This window comes from Halorubrum sp. GN11_10-6_MGM (assembly GCF_005435165.1).
Taxonomy (GTDB): domain Archaea; phylum Halobacteriota; class Halobacteria; order Halobacteriales; family Haloferacaceae; genus Halorubrum.
Map to the genome: position 1 here is coordinate 25,898 of NZ_SGUC01000014.1, position 18,883 is coordinate 44,780.

20 protein-coding genes, 10 tRNA genes and 1 pseudogene are annotated in these 18,883 nt (G+C 58.9%); 21 read left to right on the top strand and 10 right to left on the bottom strand.

All coding sequences use genetic code 11. The features are described 5' to 3' along the window. The first annotated feature begins 162 nt into the window (after positions 1–162). Both EXE46_RS08720 and EXE46_RS08725 read left to right on the top strand, forming a co-directional pair. On the top strand, positions 163–1,617 hold the full coding sequence (locus EXE46_RS08720) for a sugar transferase (RefSeq protein ID WP_137688085.1): 1,455 nt from the start codon (positions 163–165) through the stop codon (positions 1,615–1,617). 215 nt (positions 1,618–1,832) lie between these two features. Next, complete coding sequence (locus tag EXE46_RS08725) at positions 1,833–2,069, top strand: hypothetical protein (RefSeq protein WP_137688033.1); 237 nt, start codon at positions 1,833–1,835, stop codon at positions 2,067–2,069. 472 nt (positions 2,070–2,541) lie between these two features. Here the strand turns inward: EXE46_RS08725 and EXE46_RS08730 are convergent. Further along, positions 2,542–3,923, bottom strand: a pseudogene (locus EXE46_RS08730) (ATP-binding protein). Between the two features lie 174 nt (positions 3,924–4,097). Here EXE46_RS08730 and EXE46_RS17610 point away from each other — a divergent pair. After that, positions 4,098–4,226 (top strand): hypothetical protein, encoded by a 129-nt coding sequence (locus tag EXE46_RS17610; protein WP_255509516.1) that lies wholly within the window; start codon positions 4,098–4,100, stop codon positions 4,224–4,226. A gap of 196 nt (positions 4,227–4,422) precedes the next feature. Here the strand turns inward: EXE46_RS17610 and EXE46_RS08740 are convergent, their stop codons facing one another. After that, on the bottom strand, positions 4,423–5,619 hold the full coding sequence (locus EXE46_RS08740) for a Cdc6/Cdc18 family protein (RefSeq protein ID WP_137688034.1): 1,197 nt from the start codon (positions 5,617–5,619) through the stop codon (positions 4,423–4,425). Positions 5,620–5,969: 350 nt separating this feature from the next. Here EXE46_RS08740 and EXE46_RS08745 point away from each other — a divergent pair, with 350 nt between their 5' ends. Next, positions 5,970–6,263: a nucleotidyltransferase family protein gene (locus tag EXE46_RS08745; RefSeq protein WP_137688035.1), complete on the top strand. Its 294-nt coding sequence runs from the start codon at positions 5,970–5,972 to the stop codon at positions 6,261–6,263. A gap of 57 nt (positions 6,264–6,320) precedes the next feature. Here the strand turns inward: EXE46_RS08745 and EXE46_RS08750 are convergent, their stop codons facing one another. Beyond that, complete coding sequence (locus EXE46_RS08750; protein ID WP_137688036.1) at positions 6,321–6,989, bottom strand: hypothetical protein; 669 nt, start codon at positions 6,987–6,989, stop codon at positions 6,321–6,323. Between the two features lie 111 nt (positions 6,990–7,100). Here EXE46_RS08750 and EXE46_RS08755 point away from each other — a divergent pair, with 111 nt between their 5' ends. The 14 genes from EXE46_RS08755 (at position 7,101) to EXE46_RS08810 (ending at position 12,683) form a co-directional block, all read left to right on the top strand. Next, a complete protein-coding gene (locus tag EXE46_RS08755; RefSeq protein ID WP_137688037.1) occupies positions 7,101–7,493 on the top strand; it encodes a helix-turn-helix domain-containing protein in 393 nt (130 codons plus the stop codon). Positions 7,494–8,255: 762 nt separating this feature from the next. Beyond that, positions 8,256–8,331, top strand: a tRNA-Gln gene (locus tag EXE46_RS08760). Positions 8,332–8,334: 3 nt separating this feature from the next. Further along, a tRNA-Asp gene (locus EXE46_RS08765) sits at positions 8,335–8,407 on the top strand. Between the two features lie 325 nt (positions 8,408–8,732). Next, positions 8,733–8,819: transfer RNA gene (locus EXE46_RS16820), tRNA-Ser, on the top strand. Between the two features lie 2 nt (positions 8,820–8,821). Further along, a complete protein-coding gene (locus EXE46_RS16825; protein ID WP_158413937.1) occupies positions 8,822–8,962 on the top strand; it encodes a hypothetical protein in 141 nt (46 codons plus the stop codon). 213 nt (positions 8,963–9,175) lie between these two features. Then, positions 9,176–9,261 (top strand) — tRNA-Ser (locus EXE46_RS08770). Between the two features lie 47 nt (positions 9,262–9,308). After that, a tRNA-Leu gene (locus EXE46_RS08775) sits at positions 9,309–9,390 on the top strand. A gap of 42 nt (positions 9,391–9,432) precedes the next feature. Then, positions 9,433–9,515: transfer RNA gene (locus tag EXE46_RS08780), tRNA-Leu, on the top strand. A 79-nt stretch (positions 9,516–9,594) separates the two neighbouring features. After that, positions 9,595–9,719 (top strand) — tRNA-Thr (locus EXE46_RS16830). Between the two features lie 35 nt (positions 9,720–9,754). Further along, a tRNA-Glu gene (locus EXE46_RS08790) sits at positions 9,755–9,827 on the top strand. Positions 9,828–9,931: 104 nt separating this feature from the next. Next, positions 9,932–10,007, top strand: a tRNA-Glu gene (locus EXE46_RS08795). A 497-nt stretch (positions 10,008–10,504) separates the two neighbouring features. Then, positions 10,505–10,635, top strand: a tRNA-Arg gene (locus tag EXE46_RS16835). Positions 10,636–10,703: 68 nt separating this feature from the next. After that, the gene (locus EXE46_RS08800) at positions 10,704–12,233 is read left to right on the top strand and encodes a TROVE domain-containing protein (RefSeq protein WP_137688038.1); all 1,530 of its coding nucleotides are present in this window, start codon (positions 10,704–10,706) and stop codon (positions 12,231–12,233) included. Positions 12,234–12,389: 156 nt separating this feature from the next. Beyond that, positions 12,390–12,683 (top strand): hypothetical protein, encoded by a 294-nt coding sequence (locus tag EXE46_RS08810; protein ID WP_137688039.1) that lies wholly within the window; start codon positions 12,390–12,392, stop codon positions 12,681–12,683. 122 nt (positions 12,684–12,805) lie between these two features. On the opposite strand, the gene EXE46_RS08815 is transcribed toward EXE46_RS08810, so the two are convergent. From EXE46_RS08815 to EXE46_RS08835, 5 genes are all read right to left on the bottom strand, one after another. After that, entirely contained in the window at positions 12,806–13,234 is a 429-nt protein-coding gene (locus tag EXE46_RS08815) for a DUF86 domain-containing protein (RefSeq protein ID WP_137688040.1), read from the bottom strand. Beyond that, entirely contained in the window at positions 13,227–13,658 is a 432-nt protein-coding gene (locus EXE46_RS08820) for a nucleotidyltransferase domain-containing protein (protein ID WP_137688041.1), read from the bottom strand. The genes EXE46_RS08815 and EXE46_RS08820 overlap by 8 nt, the downstream gene beginning before the upstream one ends. Before the next feature lie 279 nt (positions 13,659–13,937). Then, complete coding sequence (locus EXE46_RS08825; protein WP_158413938.1) at positions 13,938–14,372, bottom strand: DUF86 domain-containing protein; 435 nt, start codon at positions 14,370–14,372, stop codon at positions 13,938–13,940. Further along, on the bottom strand, positions 14,362–14,802 hold the full coding sequence (locus EXE46_RS08830; protein ID WP_137688043.1) for a nucleotidyltransferase domain-containing protein: 441 nt from the start codon (positions 14,800–14,802) through the stop codon (positions 14,362–14,364). The genes EXE46_RS08825 and EXE46_RS08830 overlap by 11 nt, the downstream gene beginning before the upstream one ends. A 99-nt stretch (positions 14,803–14,901) precedes the next feature. After that, on the bottom strand, positions 14,902–15,300 hold the full coding sequence (locus tag EXE46_RS08835) for a hypothetical protein (RefSeq protein WP_137688044.1): 399 nt from the start codon (positions 15,298–15,300) through the stop codon (positions 14,902–14,904). Positions 15,301–15,809: 509 nt separating this feature from the next. On the opposite strand from EXE46_RS08835, the gene EXE46_RS08845 reads away from it, so the two are divergent. Together EXE46_RS08845 and EXE46_RS08850 are read left to right on the top strand one after the other, a co-directional pair. After that, positions 15,810–16,193 carry a hypothetical protein gene (locus EXE46_RS08845; RefSeq protein WP_137688046.1) on the top strand — a complete coding sequence of 128 codons (384 nt, stop codon included), beginning with the start codon at positions 15,810–15,812 and terminating at the stop codon, positions 16,191–16,193. Between the two features lie 93 nt (positions 16,194–16,286). Next, a complete protein-coding gene (locus EXE46_RS08850) occupies positions 16,287–17,231 on the top strand; it encodes a hypothetical protein (protein WP_137688047.1) in 945 nt (314 codons plus the stop codon). Positions 17,232–17,239: 8 nt separating this feature from the next. On the opposite strand, the gene EXE46_RS08855 is transcribed toward EXE46_RS08850, so the two are convergent. Next, positions 17,240–17,683, bottom strand: coding sequence for a DUF86 domain-containing protein (locus EXE46_RS08855; protein ID WP_137688048.1), 444 nt, complete (start codon positions 17,681–17,683; stop codon positions 17,240–17,242). Continuing rightward, positions 17,680–18,114, bottom strand: coding sequence for a nucleotidyltransferase domain-containing protein (locus EXE46_RS08860; protein ID WP_137688049.1), 435 nt, complete (start codon positions 18,112–18,114; stop codon positions 17,680–17,682). The genes EXE46_RS08855 and EXE46_RS08860 overlap by 4 nt, the downstream gene beginning before the upstream one ends. Before the next feature lie 95 nt (positions 18,115–18,209). On the opposite strand from EXE46_RS08860, the gene EXE46_RS08865 reads away from it, so the two are divergent. After that, positions 18,210–18,848: an IS6 family transposase gene (locus EXE46_RS08865; RefSeq protein ID WP_137688050.1), complete on the top strand. Its 639-nt coding sequence runs from the start codon at positions 18,210–18,212 to the stop codon at positions 18,846–18,848. Positions 18,849–18,883: the final 35 nt, after the last annotated feature.

Here is an 18,883-nt window from a genome sequence, read left to right on the forward strand (position 1 = left end):
GTCTGTGTCGGGGGCGCCGATTAGCGGTTTCGGTTGGGCGCGCACCGAAACGCGACTCGCAACGAGACGGCGAGGAACGTGATGGGCAGAGACTACCCCCGGCCACCACACTGTCCGCGGAAACAGTGTATTTAACAGCGTTCGCCTATCAACCGAATGATAATGGATACCGGCTGGCGCTACCGGATCGCGAGCGTCTGCGGGGTTGCCGGGCTGGCAGCACTCGCGGTCGTCCTCGTGAACAACGGCGCCGTACAGACGGCCGCCGGATCGCTGCCCGTCCTGGGGCGACTGCCGACCGACCCCCCGGCCGGCGCGGAGTTTGCGATCGAGGTCGCGCTAACGGCGGCGGTGATTGCGGGCGCGTTCGTTCCCCTCTATAAGCCACGCCCGCGGCGCATCCTTGATATCGTTGCGCTCGCGCACAAGCGTACGCTTGTCGCTGTGTTCGCGCTGGCGACGGTCGGCTACTTCGATTACACGTACAAGGTGCCGCGGCTCACGCTCGTGTTGATCACGCCGGCACTTTTTATCATATTACCTGCGTGGTTCGTCTGGCTCCGCCGCCCCGAGGTGCGGAGCGAGCGAGCGATCGTCGTCGGCGACGATCTTGAGCAGATCGCCGCGATCGCGGACCGGGCTGAGCCGGAACTGCTCGGCTATCTCTGTCCCACGTCTGCGGCAACGGCGGACGGCCCATGGGACGGGGTGTCAGCAGATCGAGACTGGACAGACGCGCCGGCGGTCTCCGACGGCGGGCGGTCGCTCGTCGACGTGCCGCGGCTGGGGGGGCTCTCGCGGCTGGAGGATATCCTCGTCGAGCACGACGTCGACACCGTCGTGTTGGCGTTCGGGGAGGCCGACCGCGCGGAGTTCTTCGGCGCGCTCGACGCCTGTTACGAGCACGGCGTGGCCGCGAAGGTCCACCGCGACCACGCAGACACCGTGTTGACCGCGGACGGCGACCCGGGCGCGTCGCTCGTCGACGTCGAGATCGAACCGTGGGACGTCCAAGACCACCTGTTCAAGCGCGCGTTCGACGTGGCGTTCGCCGCGGTGGGGCTCATCGCATTGTCGCCCGTAATCGTGCTGATCGCACTCGCCATTAAGATGGATGACGGCGGTGCGGTGTTGTACCGACAGGAGCGCACCGCGGTGTTCGGCGAGACGTTCGACGTGTTCAAGTTCCGGTCGATGGCGCCGGAGGGGGAGTCCGCAACACCGGTCGACGACGGGGAGAACGACCGCATCACGCGCGTCGGGCGGGCCATTCGGCCGACGCATCTCGACGAGATCCCGCAGCTGTGGTCGATCCTGCGCGGCGACATGAGCGTCGTCGGCCCGCGGGCGGTGTGGACCGAGGAGGAACACCTGCTGGAAGATGAGACCGACATGTGGCGCAAGCGGTGGTTCATCAAGCCGGGGCTGACCGGGCTGGCGCAGATCAACGACGCCAGCAGCGTCGAGCCCGAGACGAAACTGCGGTACGACCTCCGGTACGTGCGCGAGCAGTCGCTCCCGTACGACCTGAAGATCGTCTCGCGACAGATCTGGAAGGTCGTGACGGACGTGTGGAAGACCGCTCTGGGTCGCGACGGGGAGTCGGAGTCGGAGTAGTCGGAGGAGTCGAGAGATTCGGAGGAGTCGGAGTCAGAGTAGGCGGTATCGATCGGCTCTCGACGACATCACCCACAGAAAGTACTTATTCTCCCTCGGATACGATCAGATATGAACGTTCGAGCGACGGTCGGACGACCACGCACCCGGTAGACGGTCCGTGCGACCGCCCCGCCGGGGCCGTAGCGGGCTGTGTTCCAGTGCGTGGAACCGCCATGAACGACGACGAACTCCTCCGTCAAGAGCTGCGCAGCGCTCGCGAAGAACTCGTCCGCAAACGCACGTCCGAGGACACGGCCTCCGCGGAGAGCCGGCTCCCGCTAATGCCGGAGCGCGACGAGGCGTTCATCCGGCTCGCCCTGATGAGCGTCGAAGAGCTCGAAACGCATATCGAACGACTCGAACGCGATCTGGCCGATCTTCAGGAGGGTGTCGAGCGACCGGACGAGTAGCTCAAACTCCGAGTGGAATACACCACGCTCGCGAGTGAACTCTTCGTATACTCGTGTAGGCAGAGAGCAGATGACATCATGAGGATTCCCGAACCGGCCGGTGAGGGTGTAGATTTTGGTGCGGGCGATATCAGTTTGCTGACTCGATAGCATGGTATGCTCGCGTTGAGATTATAAGATGGCAGATATAGTATATAAACGAGACATGCCAGGAGACAATGGTAAATCAGATCTAGTTATAGTGAATGGAGAAGTATAAAATGAAGAATACCAGATAGTAATAGACTATTTAACACACTATAGAGATAGACAGTAAATACGTTACTGGCGGCTAGACATGCGTTTTCTGAATCAAAATGGTCACAGCAAGATCACGTAGCGAAGTAGTATCCGAAACGCCAGCGCGGCGAACATGAACTCTCGAAGGATTTGCCTCGTGCCTGTCGGCCCAGGCAAGTCACAATAAGGAAGCCTACTGAGCAGAGTTGAACAAAGCAGCGAGTTCGTCCAGTCCGTAGAGAGATGTATCGGGACGGTCGTCAACTGCTTCACGCAACTCGTCGGTAAATCCGGACCGAGAGAAAAGCGCATAGCGCACGTCCCGATCAGCTCCCTGCCACCGGACCTCCGACTCCAGTGCGGTGAGGTCATCGAACACCGCACGGCCAACGGGCGTTGCGGTCCATTTACACTCACCGAGTAGCAGCGTGTTCGTGTCTCGGTTGATTCCGACGATATCGATCTCATCACCGCCGTACCACCAGCGGCCGACCCGCGAGCAGGAGACGGGGAACCCAGTCGTGCGAACCGCCTGTTGACACACGGTTTCGAAGGTCCGACTCGTGTGTGTCGGGAGCGTCTCGGCGAGCGCCGCTCGGACCGGCGCCGTCTGTCCCTGTTCGAGGGCCCCCGATTCGGTGCCACGTAGCGAAACCAGAACCGAAGGAAGTCGTCTGTGAGTCGATAGAGTCCACGCCCGTCCGGGTCCGTGACTGGATGCTCCCGGTCGAGGATCGCCAACTGGGTTAGATTCTGGAGATATCGGGAGAGGCTGCTGGCATCGCGTCCGATCTCGTTGGCGATCTCGGTAACACGGGTCGCTCCAGCGGCGATCGCTTCCAAGATAGCCAGATACGTGGCGGGCTCGCGGAGTTCCTGCCGTAACAGAAACTCCGGCTCCTCGTAGAGGAACGCACCCTTCGAGAGGATCGCCTGCTCGATGTTCTCGAAGAGAGATTGCTCCGGGTCGAACTGTTCGAGATACGCGGGAACGCCTCCCAGAACGCTGTACAGCTGGATCTGCGTCTCCAGATCGGTCTGCGGGAAAAACGCGCGGACATCCGCGAACGAGAGCGGCGCGAGTTCCCATTGTCCCGTCCGTCGCCCGTACAAGGGGCTCTCGTAGCTCAACACACCGTCTTCCATCATCGAAATCGATGACCCCAACAGTACGAGTGAGATATGCGTCCCGTCTAGCACATCGTCGACGATCGTCTGAAAGACGGACGGGATCGTCTCATCGCCGTCCACGAGATACGAAAACTCGTCGAGTGCCACCACGCATGGATCGTCGACGCGAGCGGTGAGATATCGAAACGCCTCCACGAAGTCGTCGACATCGGGTGTGATGTCATCAAACGCATCAGCACACTGCGACGCAAATCGTCGGGCGTTGTGTTTTGACCCCCGCTCGTCACAGAGATAGTAGATCGACGTCCGCTTTACTTCTTCAAGTGCGGTCGTTACGAGAGTCGTCTTGCCGACGCGTCGTCTCCCGTAGACGACGAGTAGCTGTCGCTCCTCTTGAGAGAGGTGTGACGTGAGCCACTCGAGTTCTCGCTTCCGGTTTATCATTATGTGTACGATAATATTATCGCCTTCATAATAGCTGTTCGGATCGATCGGGATCGCGGCTATACCCACGACGAACTCCTCCATCAGGAACTGCGCAGCGCTCGCGAAGAACTCGTCCGCAAACGGGCGCGACGATCTGAGAGTCCGGCCCCCTCGGAGAGCCGGCTCCCGTTGATGCCGGAGCACGACGAGGGGTTCATCCGGCTCGCCCTGATGAGCGTCGAAGAACTGGAAACGCATATCGAACGAATCGAACGGGATCTGGCCGATCTTCAGGAGGGCGTCGAACGACCGGACGAGTAGACGGGATGTAACCAATTAGATAAGCAACTACTACTGATCGATTCCCTCTGAGACCGGGACACACCCCGTACCGAGTGTACACTAGTCTGGTACGGTCGCGTCGAATGAGAGTGACGGTCGGGCAGAGACACCCCTCGTACCGAGTGAGTCCGACCAGTCGGAGCTGGAGATGAGTTACCAGTTACTAGATCACCTGCTACTGGCCGTCAAGTCCTTTCGTAACGATCTCCGGCGATCGAAGCAGGCGGTGGACTCGATAGCTCCCGCCGCGGTGGCCACCACCCGTGTGTTTGCTCTCGGTGACACCGAGAAACGCCTGCTCTTTGAGGAGGCGTTGGACGCGGTCGTAGCTCAGCGGCGTCGTACCGGCCTGCTCGGCGATCTTCTGATAGGCATCATAGACTTCTGCCGTGCGAAACGTCCGTGTATCGGCCTGTTCGGTGAGGAGTGCGAGCGCCCGGAGGATGTGTTTCACATGCGGCGTCTGTCCGCTCACGAGTTTCTGGAATCGGTTTATTTCCGCACGGTCGACAGCGTCATCAACGTGAACTTCCGTGACGTGATCAGCCTGTTCCTGTTCGGCCAGCCGCCCCGCTTCGTACAGCATATCGATCGCCTTCCGGGCGTCACCGTGTTCACGGGCGGCGAGCGCTGCGGTCTTCGGAATGACACCGTCGTCGAGTACGCCATCCGCGAAGGCGTCCCGGCGACGGGAGAGGATCGCCTCGATCTGTGTGGCGTCGTAAGGATCGAAGACGAGCTCGTTGTCCTGGAGCGAGGAATCGACGCGCTCGCCGAGTCGTTCGCGGTACTCGATCTTGTTGCTGATACAGATCGCGCCGACGAACGTGTCCGCCTTTCCGCTTTCCTGTGCGCGCGAGAGGCTCCGCAAGAGCGCGTCGCCGTCGAGTTTGTCGATCTCGTCTAAGACGACCACGAACGCGTCGACGTCGCCTTCGGTGAGTAGCTCCCAAGTGATGTCGCGGTAGTCCGCGGCCCCGATACCGCGCCGGGGAATCGAGCGATCGTCGACGGCGTCCCCGAGCCGTTCGTGAAGTTCACGCGCCATCTGCCGACTCGCCTGCGCTTCGGTCCCGTAATCCGAGCAGTCGATGTAGGCGTACGCGAACGTGTTTCCGTTCGCCGTTGCGCGACGTCTGGCCTCCCTGGTGACACACCTCGTAACGAGTGATTTTCCGGTCCCGGTCTTTCCGTAGACGATCGTCGTCTCGGGCGGGCCGCCGCGTATCGCGGGAGCGAGCGCGCTCCCCATCGACTCGATCTCTCCGTCGCGGCCGACGACACGGTCGAGATCGGGGACGTGGCCGACGCGAACCAGCTCTCGCTCCCTGAAGATCTCTCCCGTCTCGAAGATGTCACCGCGTTCCGTCATACTCGTGTGTCAACGTCATCTGGGATATATCCATCGACCTCATACCGAGTGAGATTCATTAAAATAGTTTTAGAAGATTACAAAGTACTATTCAGTTCTTTTTAAATATGTTATATCCATACACTACACACCCCAATCCGAGTGACATTCGCCACAGTCGGCCACCGACGAACCATGTATCTCGTGGACCGATCTCACTCGGTATCGGGTGTGGGTGTCGATAACAGCGAATCGGTCACATCGACCCTCCGATCCCGTCTTCACTCGGTACTGGGTGTGTCCCATCGATACGTCTCCGTTGAAATACTGTCTACCTAGAGTCTATTAGCTATCGTACCCTAGGGTACGGTATGGAATCAGCCGGGGGTATCTCGACTCGGCTCGCACAGCTCAAGCCGCGGCTCGAGCAGGAGTATCCGATCAGCGAGTTGGGTATCTTCGGGTCGTATGCCCGCGGTGAACAACAGTCAGACAGCGACTTCGACGTCCTCGTCGGGTTCGAGCAGCCAGTGACGTTGTTCGATCTCGTGCGATTAGAAAACGAGCTGACGGATCAGCTCGGCGTCGAAGTCGACCTCGTGACGAAGGATTCGTTGAAACCACGGATCGAATCCCGAGTTGCCGACGATCTCGTCTTTGTATGACAGAAGTTCTCGACTACCTTGATGACATTCTCGAAAGCGTCGAGAAGATCTGGCGATTCACTCGACGCTATCGAGTGAGCCATACAGTTCTTCGTTCTGAAGATGCGTACAGAACTGTGCACAAAGTCGACAGCAGTCCTCCGCATCAGTGAACGTCCGGAGGCTCGCGTCCCAGCGTGCGTGGACGGCTCCGAGCATCGCACTGCGAACTGATGGTTCGGTCGCGACCAGCACCCGTCGTGCGCGTTCCGGTGGTGTCGCGTCACTTGCCGGCCCTCGCATGTCATCCGTCGACAGGAGATCCTCGAGGACGCTCCCGATCTCGATCCCGACGCCGAGGTTGTCGCCGACCTGCGGGGCGATGAAGATCGTCGCGTTACTCGCCTCTGCGAAGGCGATACTCTGAGTGGCGGCGTCCATCTCGTCGAGTGAGATCCCGACATCGATCGCGAGGAACGCGTTGAAGCCGCGGTCACGGAGACAGTCTCGTGTCTCCTGAAGGAGACGTAAGACCGCGTCCTCGGCGTACTCGCCGGTGGTGTCGTCCCACGTCGCAAACGACGGGACATCGTTTTCGACGTCGGCGTCCGTCGGGAGCAGCGCGTCGACGTCGAACGTTCGATACGGCCCCATTAGATAGACGAGAAACCGTTCTCGCCGGACCGGAGCAAGCGCATCCGAGTCACCGGCGGCACGGGGAAGGTTGTCGATGATCCGTTGCCGCATTCGAGTCGGTGATTCAAAGTGATAGTATATAAATATCGGGATTCTCAAAGATATTCTAGTCGAGAACACCTAAGTACAGCGCGTGCTATCGTTCAAGCAGAGGCACTCCAGATGTCCGAAACCGATCGCCAGCAACCGGAGGAGATTCGGCAGCCGGACCCGCTGCTTCCCGACGAGAGCGGGCTGACGCTCGCAGAATACCTCTCGATGCAACAGGCGATCGGCCATCCGACGCGGTTTCGGATCCTGCGAACGCTCGTCGCCAACGACGAACTGAGTGCCGCAGATCTCAAGGCCGCAGTCGACGTCGAGTCTCACAACTTCCACTACCACCTCGACGAACTGGTTGCCGTCGGACTCGTCGACAAGCGCCAGCGACGGACCGCGGATAGCCAGGGTTTCTACACGTACTATCGACCGACAGGGATGGGTCGCGGGATTCTCGATCACGGTGTCGAAGAGCTCATGCGTCGTGAACGCGAGTTCAACGACGCGTATTCGTGAACGCTATACGTTTTTAGTCGTTGAGCCAGTCGAGACTGTTCCTGTCCGCGATCGCTTCGCGTATTCGAGTCACGATCGCCCGCGTGCTCACGAGTGGACGCGTGGCTGACCTGAGAAACGACGGCTCTGCCTGCCCGGCGTCCAGTAGTGGATCGTCGGCAACGTTGCTTTCGAGGGATCTGGAGAACATAGTCTCCGAGAAACCATTGCCCGCAGTGCCGACCTTCGCGGGAATGAACTGTGATATACTGTGAGTGTGGTCATCACACTCTAACTAAGTTTAATATAATTGCCACGATAACAAATATTGACGTCCGAAACAACCCCGATAAACGGAGAAGTCCCCAACATGGTCGACACTCGCCTCAAATCGCGGCGTGCTCGTTCTCGCTTAGCCGCGAGTCGCGTGTTTGGCGAGTCCCTACAAGACCAGCGTCCGGAGAAACCGAACGAGAATCACCGGGTCTGCGTCGCCATCGAATACGAGAGTGCGACGCACTCCGGCGATCTCCGGACACTCTCACCCGCATAACCCGGCTCCCACGCGGACTACCCGTCAGGGGCTGGGGAACACGGGATTGCCGCCTGCGTTCGTCTAGTACTCGCTTGGCTCACAGCCACAGACGAGTACGACGATTGAGGCTCGCGGCAGTTTGGTCTGCGTTCGTTCCTGACTGTGGGACGAACGAGCGATGCTGTGCGTGCTGAACGCACCAAGAGTCGCTGGTACGCGTTCCCGCAGCGATAGCTGCGGCTACGACAAGCCCCGGAGTCTCCGCTGGCGAGAGACGCCGGACTTTGAATCCGGAGGTCGCCGGTTCGATTCCGGCCGGGGCGACATGCCGACGTAGTGTAATCGGCGATCATACGGTCCTGTCACGGCCGTGATCCGGGTTCAACTCCCGGCGTCGGCGTGGTGCGTGGTGTTGCCACGTGGGGATACCCATCGAGGTAGGCAGCCCGTTGGTGCGATCATCCGGATCGTTCTCGCGGTGCTGGGCCCAGCAGGGTCTGTGACCTATCTGAGCCGGTGTGGTATTCCCGGGATCACCCGAAGTACGCCCCCGCGATGAGAAACGCAATCACGACTACTCGGTCGGGGTTGCGCAGTTGGAAACAGTCGTACAGAGAGAGAATCAACTGCCGAACGCTCGGCAGTTCCGTGAGCCGAAGTCCAGCGGACGACATCTGTGCCTTGGACGCACAGGACCGAGGTTCGACTCCTCGTCGACTCAGTGTGCCGCGACTGGGTATCAGGGAACCCAGCGGCCTGCTACGCCGTGGCCGTCTGCTATCGGTCTCCCGGTTCGAATCCGGGTCGTGGCGTCATGACAACGAATGTCTGTCCTGCCTGTGAGGAGGAAGCGTTCCGTCACGTCCAGCTCGGTGAAACAACGTCGATCGACACGATTGGAAGCGTGAAAATCTGCGTCACCGATGACGGCACGTACTTCCACGGAACGAGGTGATTGCCATTTGTCCCTGTCCTGACTGGGTGCTGGTGAGCGCATTCGCCTGGACAGTGATCAAAAGCTGAGCAATGGGCATCTTCCGGCGTCCTGTGAGTAACGCGAAGCGTGCTCATCGGAGTTTGTGCTGGTGAGGCATGCCGGTAAGCGACCGCGCTCGGTTAGAAACCGAGGGTCGCGAGGCTTCGGAGTTCGACTCTCCGTCTCACCGTTGGCGGAGTTTCCCTAGCTTGGTCAAGGGACTGCGTTGGAACCGCAGCGTCCGCGAGGACACGAGTGTTCAAATCGCTCTCCCGCCGCTGCGTGCCAACGTGATTCGCAGAGCCGTTGGTGATTTTCGAAGGACGCCGCCATGCCAGAGTGGTCAAACGGACACGGTCGAGGACCGTGTGGGTAGTCCTTCCCAGGTTCGAATCCTGGTGGCGGCATCCAGCCATTATGTCGGGAGACAGTTCCCGATCAAACGTTGCGTCGCCATACCCAAGCGGTCAACGGGAAGCGGTTCAGACCCGCTGGCGTAGGTCCTTCCGAGGTTCGAATCCTCGCGGCGACATTTCTCTCTGTGGTCTAGCGGCTACGATGCCTCCCTGTAGAGGAGGAGACGCACGTTCGAGTCGTGTCGGGGAGACTGCGGGACGATGGAAGAGCCTGGTATTCACACTCTCGCCGAGTTTTCACCGGGGATCCGGTGCGACGGGGAGAGCTCCTTCATCTCACTTGTAATGGGAACACGCAGGTTCGAATCCTGCCCGTCCCACTGGCTGATGACCTCTTCGCAGGCGAGGCCAATTCGCTCCAGTGGAGTAGTGGCCAAACTCACGGCCCTCTCACGGCCGACCCCCCGGTTCGAATCCGGGCTGGAGCATGCGGATCCAGAGCCTATGCGGACAGGCAAGCGGCTTTAACCCTGATTGTGGGACGTTCGAGTCCTTCCCAGGCGCTTGGAACCACGAGTCCCATAGCGTTCATGCTCCCGGAGTCTCCGTTGGCGAGAGACGCCAGCCCTTCAAGCTGGAGGCCAGGGGTTCGATCCCCCTCGGGAGCACTCGGGGCTGACAGTGACAAACTCTCGTGTGACTATTGACTAGCTTGCAGGCAATAAGATGGAAACACGGGTCAGCGACGCTGTCACTGTCAGTCCCCCATGCGTGTGGTCGTCGAGGTGGTGCGTTCCTTCAGCCTGCAAAGCATCACACCGGGAGTCATAGCCCGTTGCACCATCCGTTTCACGACCACACGTGGCGACCGTCGAGTCGGGGCGCTGCTTCGCCCAGGAACACGCAGGTTCAAATCCTGTCGGTGGTACTATCCATCGAAAACATCCCGGACAAAGAGCGCACGAGGGTGCTCTCGACACCGGGTCCCGCTCCGACAGTTTTCCGGTCGCCATCACTCATCTCGTGGCCGTCGAGTTGGAGTCATCCGTCGCCTCAGGAGCCGGAAGTCCGGGTTCGAATCCCGGCGGTGGAATCCCACTGGTCCACCGTGGTGTAACCAGGTAGCACGCCGCTCTGGCTCCAGTAGTTTTCCGGCCACGTCCGTGTCTCCGTAGCTCAGGCAGGACAGAGCACCGTCAGAGCTTGCTCTGACGAGCCCTCGTTCGGGTCTTCGACCCTCATGAGGACACCGGCCTTCGAAGCCGGGTGTCGCACGTTCGAATCGTGTCGGAGACGTTCGCTGCTTACACTCCATGTGAGCAGCATCGGTATCGGAGTCGCCTGTTGCGGCTCCGGGTGATAGTATGGAATTCAACAAGCCACAGCAAACGGTCGCGGAAGCGACGCGAACCACTAACTACGAGGGTGGGGAAGCGTTCGAGCCTGCCGACCCTCGACTCGCACTGTACAAGCGCACGATCAACCAACTGCTGGAAGGCTCGTTCTACGAAAGCGATGATGAACAACTCGCGGCAGTCGTACAGCGCTTCGACGCTGCGGCAGACGAGGATCCAGAATTCGTCTTGAAGCTCGCCGCGTACGCACGGCAAGAACTCTACCTGCGGGACATTCCACAGGTGTTGCTCGTACTGGCAGCCAACGACGAGCGGTTCAAGGACGACTCTCCGGAGTCGCTTATCCGCGAATGGGCGCCGGCGATCATCCAGCGGATGGACGAAACGGCGACGGCGCTTGCCGTCCACGACCAGTTGTTCGGCGGCACGGCCCCGTGGCCACTCCGCCGGGGGATCGAGGACGCGCTCGTGGCCATGGCTGACGCCTACACGCTCGGCAAGTACGAGCTGTCGCGCCGCGAGGTGACGCTCCACGACGTGTTCAACCGGGTCCACCCAGCACCCGTGGACGACGAGCAGGAGGCCCTGTTCGAGCGGTTCATGCGCGGCGACCTCGACGACTACCCCGACGTCGATCCGGTGGCCTCGCCAAACACGTGGGAGACGGTCATTTCCGAGCGCGGCAACACCCGAGACGCGTGGGAGACGCTCATCGAGGACGATGCGTACACGCTCCCGATCTTCGCGTCGATCCGGAACCTTCGGAACATGCTCGAGGCTGGCGTCGACGAGGACACTATCGTCGACCACCTCGATCTGGAGGCGGTGCGACACGCGCCGTTGTACCCGTTCGGGTACTACCAAGCGTACACCGCGCTACAGGAAGCGGACATCCACGCACCCGCCGTCGAACAGTGGCTGGAATCCGCTATCGACGTCGCAGTCGAGACTGTCCCTGCCGGCTTCGGCGACACGTTCGTTGCCGTGGACCTGTCGGGATCGATGGACCACCCGCTGTCCACGAACAGCACGCTGCGACTCAAAGAGATTGGCGCGCTGTTCGGTGCGATTCTGGCCGACCAAGGTGCCCAAGTCGGCGGGTTCGGAGACGACTTCCAGACCGTTCCGATGCACGTCGACACGCCAGTCCTCCAGCGTCAAGACGCAGTGCTGGCCATCGACGAGGGTGTCGGCAATTCGACGAACGGCTGGAAGGCAATCGATCACCTCCGCGAGCGAGGTGAGCCCGTTGAGCGCATCGTCGTCTTTACCGACATGCAGATCTGGGACAGCACGCCGTTCATGGCGCGCGATTCCCAGACCGTCAAGTCGGCGTTCGATGCCTACCAAGCGGAGGTCGCTACAGACACGGCGTTGTATCTCGTCGACCTTGCCGCCTACGGCGATCTGGTAACACCGGAAGGCTACGAGAACGTCTACAATATCTCTGGCTGGACGGAAAACGTGCTCACGTTCATCAAGCACGCTGAGAAGCCGTCACAGGTTCTCGACGACATCGACGCAGTCGAGCCTGAATAATCTGGTTCTCTCATTTTTTACCAGGCGCGAGTGGTGGCGTTCGGTACCACGCGGTCCTGCCACGACCGAGACGGGCGTTCGAATCGTCTCTCGCGCACTCGGAGCACAGTTCTGGACTAATCAGCCCATGCGGTACTCCTCCACGGAGATGGTAGAATGGCTGTAATCAATCCCAACGTCTCAGCTTCGACGACAACTGCTATCATGACGATCCGTATCCCTTGTGGCGCAGACGGTAATCTCGTCACCGACGCCGAAGACCGTCTCTCGCAGACAGCAGCTGTCGATGACGTACTAATTGACGAACTCCACAGCATTGAGCCGAAACTGTCGGCAACGGTCATTACCGTTGAAGTCGCGCTTCGTTGGACGACGACAATGACTCAAGGAGAGATCAGAGACCGACTTGCCGAGGTTCCGGGCCTTGAGTCGATCCAACGAATCGGATAAGATCGGGGTCTGCCTTGATGACGCAGGCTACCACATCGTTCTTGAGGGGAGGGTTACGGAAGTACAAGGAGAATGCCTCGCGCTTCAGCGCAGGGAGGATGTCAATGCGGGCGGGGAGGATGTCAATCTCCGGATTTGACCCACGTTGCGATCTGGCGGCTGTATGTATCGTACACGCCGAGTCCGGTTTGGAGTGTTTCATACACCTTGTCACCATCAACATGCCCGTACTCGTGGGCGAGGACGTTCCTGAACCCGATCGCTGCGACGAGCGTCGTCGCGGTCGCCTCGTCGATGACTCCCTCGCGATGTAACACACGAACCGCCTCCTTCGTCGTCCTTCCGTCATATCCAAAATCCCGCGTCGCGATGTGTTGGGCGAGATCCGAACACGCTTGAATCGCGTTCTCGAACATTCGCTCGACGGCGCGCTGTTCGGTCGTACTCTGGTGAAACTCGTCACGAGAGAGTGTTTCCCGCTTCTCGACTAGTTCACCGTAGTACTGCTCGATCTGCTCAAGTTTGATCGCGACGACTCGCTCATCAGCCACGGAGGCCGTCCTCCGCGATTCGGTCGATCACGGCATGCTGCCGGCGGCGAAGGTCGTCACGTTGATCACCGAACCGCGCTTCGATCTCCGTTTTGAACCGGTCGAAAGCGTCCGCATCGCCGCAGACGAACGTCCCCTTCACGGCATCATGGGCCACGGCAAGGGGAAGCGACTCGATATCGGACAGGTCAACGAACGGTAGATCGTCTTGCTGAAGATCTCCAGACAAAAAACATTGCTTCTCGAACCGTTCGGCTTCGGAGAGATCGTCGGAAAACTTCACAGCGAGATCGAGATCGGATGCCTGAGTCGACTCACCGGTGATTCGTGATCCAAACACCACCGCGAACTCAACGTCGTCGACGGCACACACCGACGCTTCGAGGACGGTCAACGGCTCCGTACTTCCGTCATCGGCGGTCATATCCGAGCAGACGGCGTATCGTCACAAAAGAATTCCGCCCAGCCGAACTGGCTGTAATCTGCCCTCCAGCGTGAGTACAGGGGATACGCAAGCCGTGGACAGTCCGAAGCGAACAGATTTCGAAGATGTGCTCCACCTGTCTCTCTCCTCCGAGGAACGACTTACCACGGACAGACTCGAGAGATACGGCACGTAACTCGAAGTCGAGGACTACGATGTATCAGCGGACAAGCGTGCTAGTAGATAGGCGGCCGTTGTGATCATCACCTGTACTGTCGCTCAGTGATCGAGAGACGTTCGGACTTCACGACAGAAGACCGGAAACCACTGGAGGTCGTGTTGAAGATGGGCATACACCTGTTCATCGTCCAGATCACCTCCGTAGTTGTGTGCGAGCACATTACGAAATCCGGCCGCTGCTCCCATTCGAGCCGCCGTCTCCTCAGAGAGCACGTCCTGTTGTTCGAGCTGATCGAACTTTTCGGCGTTGGTGGGAGGCATTTCTTCAGTCGAATCCCGAATGAGCAGCTCGGCGATGTCGATACAAGCTTCGATGGCAACCTGGAATTCTCGTTCAACGATCGCCTGCTGTTCTCGATCGGCGAGATACTCCTCGCGTTCGAGTGACCGTTTTTGAGCGAGTAGCTTCGTTGCTTCCGTCACAAACTCGACTTTGTCGACAATTCGGTCGATCGTCTCTCCGTTATGCGCCAACCGTATCCTCCATCTCCGTTAACAGATCGTCAAACCGGGCGAGCTGGTCGTCTCGGGTATCTTCCGGTGTTCGGTCACTGAAACGCTGTTGTAGCTGATCGGCTCGCCGGGAGTTCCCGACGAGAAGGACGCCACCTTGGAGGGCCGCCACTCCGATCTCTGGTCGCACTCCATCGAGATCGATCACGTCGACATCATTTGTCCCGAGTTCACGTGTCAGATCCGCGATCACGTTGAGGCGAGCGCGGCGTCTATGCTCCGGCGAAAGTTCCTCATCGAACTCGACGGCGACATCTACATCGCTTTCAGCATGCGTCTTCCCAGTCACCTGCGAGCCGAAGAGGATACCGAGTCGAATCGGATACCGCTGGAGGACGCCACGGACCGCCTCGTCGTCGATCGCGTCTCCATCAGCGGCATCAGAAGCCATGCGGGTTGGTAGACCTTCTGTTCGTTTGAATGTTACCGTCCTAGGAAAACTACTTGTTACTATCTTATTTTGAATATTTGATATATTTTCTTCTTGTTCCTATCTATCGGACGGCGAGCGTGCCAGCGAATGCCCAGCTGTTGTGAGCGTGTGGAGAGCACTCGCGAACGCCGGACCAGGGACGAGGACGTCCGCCTGGTCGCCGTCCCAAGCAATAACGCCAGTTCGGATGAGCGGTGGGAGATGCGACCGCTTGAGGTTCGTTCTGACTGTCCGCACTTGTGCGGTCGAGAGAGTCGGATGTTCGGCATCTGCTTCCAAGAGCGTAAGCATCTCTGCGAGTTGTCGGAGGTGGACGCGACTCCAGGGCGCTGCGGCGAGCGTGAGCACGACGGCGCGCTTGCGGTGGTGGCTCAGCAGGTAGAACAGGTCCGTCTCGCGATACAGCGGGAGGTCTTCGGCCTCGCCCGGCCCATCGTACGGATTGTCACCGCTCATGGGGACCTCCCTGATCGGCTAGTGTGACTCGAAGATCAACGTGATCAACGACTTCACGGCCGACTGGCCGCCAGCGACAGCCGGTCCACTCGTCTTCGAAGCGCCACCAACCAGGCCCGCTCTGTCTCGGCTCGAACCGGAAGCGACGTCGTGGCCCACGCTGGATCGTGAACCGAACCTCGAACCCGAAAACGTACTCAGGGTATTCCGCGTCCGGTCGAGTTGGATACGTACGGTACAGCTTGTCGAGATCCACACTCGTTGTGGATGTCTCTCGTCGTCTCATCATATTTTACAGGAGCTTGAACTACCAACTCCCGCATCCCTATCGGGAGATACAAACTGAACTGGAGCACCGAATCCGACAGCTCTGCAGAGGGTACAACAAAGTGGTATGCCCTCGTTAGGTCCTCTGTATCGCTTCGACAATTTCGCATCGTAGTGTGTAGGTTGAATGTGGACCCGACCGCTAGGTTCTCGGAAGTGTACCAATGGGACTATTCGATCGATTGACGTTCGAAGACGGTCTGGATGTAGCATTCCCAAATATCGGTGCCGATCCATTTGAGATCACGTGGCAGACGAAATCGCTCACACGTCACCAGCCAATGTTAGAGAACTACAAGGTAACGTCAGCGGGACGGTTGTTGAAGGAAGACGCCGAGTATGAGCACGCCCCTGAGGAAGACCGCCCCGGGTACAACGAGGAGACAGATGGATTTGACACCGAGATCGAACGGGCCCGGGGAAGTATGCGGAAGATCCACCACGGGTGGTCGGATACGGCATATCACGGCACATTCGAATTCCACAGGACCATCGATGGTGACTACGTTAGTCTCGACGCGAAATTCACTGACGGCCAGCTCGTCGAGATCTCACGCAACAAGTAGACCGAGCGTATGCTACCTGGCTGGGGAACGAGAACAGCTGCGAATCACTGAACCCGTGTTAGTTTACAATTCCCGCGAACAAGGCCCACAATAATGACATACAATACCCCTGAACCGGCTGAATTACCCCCATTAAATGAGGACACGCCCGCACCGGATGATCCTGTAGCCGTTGAGTGGTGGCACAGGTACGATGACGATGGATCTCCCGAGTTGGACACGTTCCATGGGTTCCACAATGCCACCCAGACCGCAGATGGAGACCCGCCAGCCGTAGAGACGGGCGAACTCGTCACCGAGTCCGGGACACAAGTGACGACAGCACAGCAATCCGACATCTCGACGGAGTCACGGTACCTCTATCTGACCCACGAGGAAGCACTTGAACGGGACCTGTCTCCGTGTACCGACTGTTTCCCAGTGTACGCAACAGAGATGCGCCTGTCGAAAGAACGGGGAGACGGTGGACTGTTGACCGAATCCGGTGTCGAAGGTGCGGTGTTTCTCGTCCAGATACGGCGCGATATGAGCGCGCCTTGGAGCGTTGATTCCGTCCACGAGACGTACACGTCGATGCTGTATCGGGCACGCGCTATTCGTCAACAGGTCGGGTCTGCGGCGGATCGTCTTCGGCTCTCGTATATGCCCGTGCGGCGGTGTGACTACGGATCGTTCGATGACGCGATGGGTTTCGAGCCTGCGATGGACCACGTCTCGGAGCTTCGTGAAATTCAGCCCGAGGAGCTACCAGCCGTACGTGAGTCTGTTGGTGAAGAAATCCTTTCGACACCGGTGGAGATCGACAGCCAGTATACTGCGGCACAGAAGTCAGAACCGTCGATCGTTCACCGAGCGGAAAATCCCCTCTGTGGCTACGAACGTGAGTTGGGACTCGATATGTTCGATGAGACCGACGAGGATCTGCGAGACCAATTACAGCGCGATGCCCAGACCGCCTCAGACGTGATCGAGCGCGGGATCGTGGTCGAATACTGCTCCGAGTGTTTTCCCGAACTCGCCAATTGGGACGCCGAATAGCTCATCAACTACAGCGCATCGATCTCGTTGAGATACGAACGTACGTCGTGTAGGAAGTCCCGGTAGCGTTCGAGGTCTTGTAGTGCGGCGTATACATCGTCGTGATCAATAGCGTCACCGTAGGTGTGGGCGAGGACGTTCCGAAAACGAGCGGCCTGGACCATCTCTGCTGTCGTCGCCCTGTCAAAAACTCCTGCGGCGTCTAGTTTCACCATCGCTGCTGGATTACTTTCCGGCGGTGCCCCCCGTTCAAAAGCAACGAGTGTCTTCGCGATGTCGAGCGTTGCTTCAGTCAGTTTGACGAAGCGGCGTTCAACCACGTCGCGTTGCTCTCGATCGGACCGATACGTCTCACGGGAGAGCGACTGCTTCGCCACAAGGACCGAGAGACTCTCCTCTATCGTCTCGACGGCACTCACGATCCGTTCGAGATCGTCTTCCGACAGCGTCATGCGAGGTGGTCGTCGATGGCCGAGAGTGCGTCATCAAACCGCTTGGCCGGTGAACGCGGATCCTCGTCCGTGTCAGCGAGCAACTCATCACGAAGTCGACGTGCGTCGAGATCGCCACCAACGAGACGGTCACCGTCGCGGAAAACTGCGCGGATGAGCGATGATGGCGCTGACCGAAGGTCCACTAAGTCAACGTCGTCGGTCTGAAGCGCGAGTGCGAGGTCACTCCCGAGTGCCAGACGTTTGTCCATATGGTTTGGGTCACCGGGGGCAGTGTCTTCAAAGACGACGGCCACGTCGACGTCACTTTTGTCGTGGAAATCGCCACGTGCCTGTGAGCCGAACAGGAATCCGACGCAAACGGGATGCTCCGCCAGCGTGGCGGCCACCCTGTCTCGGAGCGTCGTATCATCGCTGTCCGGCGAAGTCATACACGTTTGTAAACCAATCTTAGATAAAAGCGTTCGGTGGGGACGCACGGGCGATGTTAAGTTAAGAACGAGGCGGTCGGTGTTTCGAATGGTCTATGTCCGAATCCAACCGCCTCGGCGGCTCTACCGATTGGATTGACTTGGAGTTTGTGGAGCGTGAGCGGACACCCCACGAGATCATTGAAACCGGTATTCAACTCCACCTTGCCGGACTATCACTTTCGAATACCAAACAGTATCTTGAAAGCTTGGGTGTCGATCGGAGTCGAACAGCAATTCACAACTGGATTCAAAAGGCTGATCTACAGCCAGCTGACGATGTGAGCCCGAATCGCGTTGCGGTCGATGAGACTGCGATTCAGATCGATTCGGACAGATTCTGGCTGTATGCTGCCGTAGATCCTCGGACAAACGAATTCCTTCACGTTGACGTATTTCCCGTCCAAAACCAACAATTTACGCTGGTGTTTCTCCGCGATCTCAGAGAGAAACACCACGTTGACGATGCGCTGTTTCTCGTTGATGCTGGCGGACATCTCACAGCTGCGCTCTCACGAACATCGCTCCGATTTCAAATCACTCGTCATGGAAATCGGAATGCTGTCGAACGTGTCTTTCGAGAAGTAAAACGACGAACCTCCTCGTTTTCAAATACGTTCCGAAATGCGGAGCCGACAGCAGTAGAATCATGGCTCCGAGCCTTCGCCGTCTGCTGGAACCGATGCTTAAGTTAACACGACCGGACGCACGTCTGTTCGGTTCACTGTCA